This window comes from Dankookia rubra, assembly GCF_004355005.1.
In the GTDB taxonomy this organism is placed as follows: Bacteria; Pseudomonadota; Alphaproteobacteria; order Acetobacterales; family Acetobacteraceae; genus Paracraurococcus; species Paracraurococcus ruber_A.
This window is the reverse complement of sequence record NZ_SMSJ01000200.1, coordinates 1-3,930: the sequence shown is the minus strand read 5'-3', so window position 1 is coordinate 3,930 and position 3,930 is coordinate 1. Positions and strand designations below refer to the sequence as shown.

The 3,930-nt window shown below is 53.5% G+C and carries 3 protein-coding genes and 1 pseudogene; 3 read left to right on the top strand and 1 reads right to left on the bottom strand.

All coding sequences use genetic code 11. The features are described from left to right. Both E2C06_RS35710 and E2C06_RS38270 read left to right on the top strand, forming a co-directional pair. On the top strand, positions 1-351 hold a 351-nt coding region (locus E2C06_RS35710), incomplete at its 5' end, for an integrase core domain-containing protein (RefSeq protein ID WP_165982901.1). A 268-nt stretch (positions 352-619) separates the two neighbouring features. Then, a pseudogene (locus E2C06_RS38270) lies at positions 620-754 on the top strand (IS5/IS1182 family transposase); the annotation flags it as partial. A gap of 601 nt (positions 755-1,355) precedes the next feature. On the opposite strand, the gene E2C06_RS35700 reads toward E2C06_RS38270, so the two are convergent. Beyond that, a complete protein-coding gene (locus tag E2C06_RS35700) occupies positions 1,356-1,682 on the bottom strand; it encodes a hypothetical protein (RefSeq protein WP_133293281.1) in 327 nt (108 codons plus the stop codon). 512 nt (positions 1,683-2,194) lie between these two features. Here E2C06_RS35700 and E2C06_RS35695 point away from each other — a divergent pair. Beyond that, complete coding sequence (locus E2C06_RS35695; protein ID WP_165982899.1) at positions 2,195-3,628, top strand: right-handed parallel beta-helix repeat-containing protein; 1,434 nt, start codon at positions 2,195-2,197, stop codon at positions 3,626-3,628. Positions 3,629-3,930 lie beyond the last annotated feature (302 nt).

Below are 3,930 nucleotides of genomic sequence, written 5' to 3'. Positions count from 1 at the left end.
GACATGGCCATCGCGCGTCAGCGTCCCGCGCCGGGCCTCACCCATCACTCGGACCGCGGGGTGCAATTTGCGGCCCATGAGTATCGCAAGCGGTTGCGGCAGCATGGCATCCGCTGCTCCATGAGCCGCAAGGGTGATTGCTGGGACAATGCGCCGATGGAGAGCTTCTACGCCACGCTGAAGGGCGAGCTCGTCGAGCAACGCGACTACCTGACGCGCGATGACGCCAGGGCTGACGTATTCCAGTTCCTGAAGGGCTGGTACAATCGACGTCGCTTGCATTCGGCCCTGGGCTATCTCACACCAGAGCAGAAGGTGGCGGCGTTCCATGCGGCCGCTTCAGCCGCGTAACACTGTCCGTGAAAGCGGGGCAAGGCCAAACGGGAGTTGACCCTGGTTACCAGTCAGCTAGAGGACTTCGCAACCAAGGTGCGCGCTGGGCTTCATACCCTCGACTGGCTCGGCGCACGGGACATAATACGAACGCTGCTGTGCCGAACCGAGATTAATGGCGACGACATCGAAGTGGTTGTCCGCGTCCCGCCGCCGGGCGGCAGCGCTCCCACTCCGCCCGGTCCCGCTGGCAGCAACGCCCCCAACTGGCAAGATTGTACAGGCGGTGGTCGAGCGCACCATCGCCTGGCTCAACCGCTGCCGACGATTAGCCAAGGATTGGAAGCGCTTGAACCGCCGCGCGCTTACCTTCCTGCGACGGGCCGCCGTCTGCCGCATGCTCCGAAGGCTATGTCAGTAAACCATATGATCCCGGATGGACTCTCAGCCATGACACCTTCCTCCAAAGGTCAGAGTGCCGGAAGAATCATTTTCTTAACAAAACAATTCGCCGGGCCAGAACCAGCAATCCGGTCTGACTACCTCGATTCATACCTTCTTGTCTTGGCTTTGACGTGGTATGGCCTAGGCTGGAACAGGTCGTTTGACGTCACCCTGGTGTAGCTGAATGTCCTATGCAAGTAGTTCTGAAGCTGGATGGACCTGCGGTGCGACTTGTCGTTGCTCAGGCCTGTGGAGAAGGACACGGTGACACGAGCGCTTTGAACGCAGGTGCAGGCATCTCCTACACTGATGGCATTTGTTGCCATATAGACGGCGCGTTTGGTTTGCGCCGAAGATTGTACGGCACGTTTGCGCGGTTACCATATAAAGTTGGAGAGGTAAACCGACGCTGTCACGGCCCGGCAGTAGGGGAAGAGCGACGCCTGCGCGATTGAGGATCCGGCAAGCGGCGACGCGGCCGCAGACCCGAACCCGCAGACATGGCCATCGATCCCGACCGGGTCACCAGCCAAGTCGAGCCAGAGAGCGGCGTCATGAATACCCGTCAGGGTTGGGTTCTAGTCTATTTTGTCCAAGCGGTTGTGATGCTGCAGCAGATCATCCTTGCCGCTCAGGTGAGTACCAAAGCCAACGATGCTCACCAACCCAAGCCGGTGTTCGAAATTATACCGGCCGCAGTCGTCGGGTTGATGAGCGCTGAACGCCATGTACGGCGCAGTGATCGCCGGCGCCGGCACCTGGTCAGAAGACAACGCTGCCAACCATACCGCAAATGCGAGTTGCTTAACGCCACCCGACAGGAGTGCCAGCAGAGCGCCAAGTTGCGCGATGTGCCGGTGCCAAGGGGGGCGCATGCAGCGCAGGTACGGACCGAGCGCGGCCACCCCATTTACCGTCAGCGTTGTACCTTGGCGGAGCCGGTGTTCCGCCAGACGACGGAGTGCCAGAATGCTGGGCGCTTCAGCATCTGCGGTCTCGTCGCTTGCGGTGGCGAGTGGTACCTGCAGTCTGCGTACCAAACCTTGCGAAAACTACACCGGGTGTCTGTCCGCCGTTCCAAATCAGCTATCGCGCCGTGCCGTGCCGTGACACAACGACCAGTGCACAGAGTCGGTGCCTGCCTGAGTTACATCAGAGGCGATTATCCCCAATGCCTAAGTGTCCATCCGAGAACAGGCTTTGTCGAATCAGTCATTTGCCGTCGGCGGCTGAACCTGCGCGTCCCCGTGCCGGTCATGGGCTACTACGGCGAGTTCGCGCGCGGTCTGATTGTAAGTCACTAAGAATCGGCTGCTTGTTCCCGGATGGACATTAACCGTTTAGCCGGCGACACAAAGCAGTCAGCAACAGCCTACTCCAATCATAAGTAATTCACAAAGCACTAATGGAGGCTTTCGTGTGTATTTTGCCAAGTAATTTTTTTGAAAGAACAGCAAAGGGAACTGTAATTTTTGTTGTAATTCTCTTAGGTAATTGCTACTCAGGTTTTTCGATGAGTATCGCAATTAACCGCCTTCCCGAATCCTTCATGGCAGAACAAGTAGTTTCAAAGCATGCCGATCTTTATGTTTCCCCAACCGGAGACGATTTCAATCCTGGTACGCTGTCTGCGCCCTTGCGCACATTTCAAAAAGCCGTAAATGTAGCGAGGCCAGGAAGCGTCATATTAGTCAGAGGCGGCACATACAACCAAACTGTTAAATTTTCGCAGAACAATTCAGGAAAGGCCGGAAAATATATATTGTTCGCAGCTTATCCTGGGGAAGTTCCCATCATCGACGCCATAAATTTAGTGTTGCCCGAAAATTCCGCGCCAATTGAGATTAATGCGAGCTATGTGCGCGTAAGTGGATTTACGGTGAAGAATGTTCGTGGTAACTCGACGCAGTTTGGTATACTGGCTGAGAATGCGTCGAATGTCGTGATTGACCGTAATCATACGATTCAGACGGCAAGCGCTGGCATTGGCTCCTGGTATTCCAGCTACGTTGTGGTTCGTGACAATAAGGTTCAAGACGGTCGTACAACTGGCACCCAGGAGTGTTTATCAGTAAACGGTACATCGTACTTCGAGATTAGCCACAATGTTGTCTGGAACACTCAAGTATGGCCTGAGAAGTGCGAGGGAATAGATGTAAAAAACGGCTCAAAGTATGGCGTGATTAGCAAAAATATCGTACATGATCTTCCTCTCGAAGGTATCTACGTCGACGCTTATCAAGAAGGAGTAACAGAATATATTGAGATTCACGGCAATCTTATTTATAATACCTCTATGGGTATCGCCCTTACGAGCGAAGTTTCCGCAACTCTAAAAAATATTAAAATCTATAATAATATAATACGCAATACGTTCTATATGGGCATTGGGTTTCCTGCTTGGGGACCCACAACTGGAGCGATCTCAAATATACAGATATTTAACAACACCATCGACAATAGGAACGCAAAATATGAAACCAATCCTACCGGCTTCTTTTTGCAATTTCCAAGAATTTTCAGCTTAACGATCAGAAACAACATTATCTTAACGAGTGGCGCAGCATTTGTTATTGATGGCGCTATAATCAAGGATTTTATTGTGGATTACAACCTGATTGTTGCGGCCAAATTTTGTGAGGGAGGAAACATCAATGACGTTCGGAATATCTATAGTGATCCGCTTTTCATAGACGCCGATCAGGGAAACTACCGATTGAGTGCACAGAGTCCTGCGATAGACAAAGGAAGTAAATTAGTGAAGTTATATTTAGATTTTTACGAAACACCGAGACCGCAAGGGGGTTCAATTGATATCGGAGCTGTTGAATACAGCAAGAATGGTTTTTAAGTGCTAGCCCCAATACCGTTAACTTTGGTCGGGCTCGCTGGCGGAGTTGGGCGGTGGGACCGCTGACCGCTGCGGGAGGACCAAGCAATGGTCCGCACGGCGACGCGCTTGCCGAACGGGGCTCGGATCAATGACCAGGTCAGCCTTGGGGTTCTAAGCTCGACTTTGGCCAATTTCGAGGGCTGTGGTGGCCGGTGATTGTCAAAGAAGTTGTCCGGTGCCGATCAGGCGGCGTCTCTGATTTTCGGGTCTCGGGCGTCGCGCTCGGGGTTGAGGCAGACGTCGCCAGCCGGCGTCCAGTT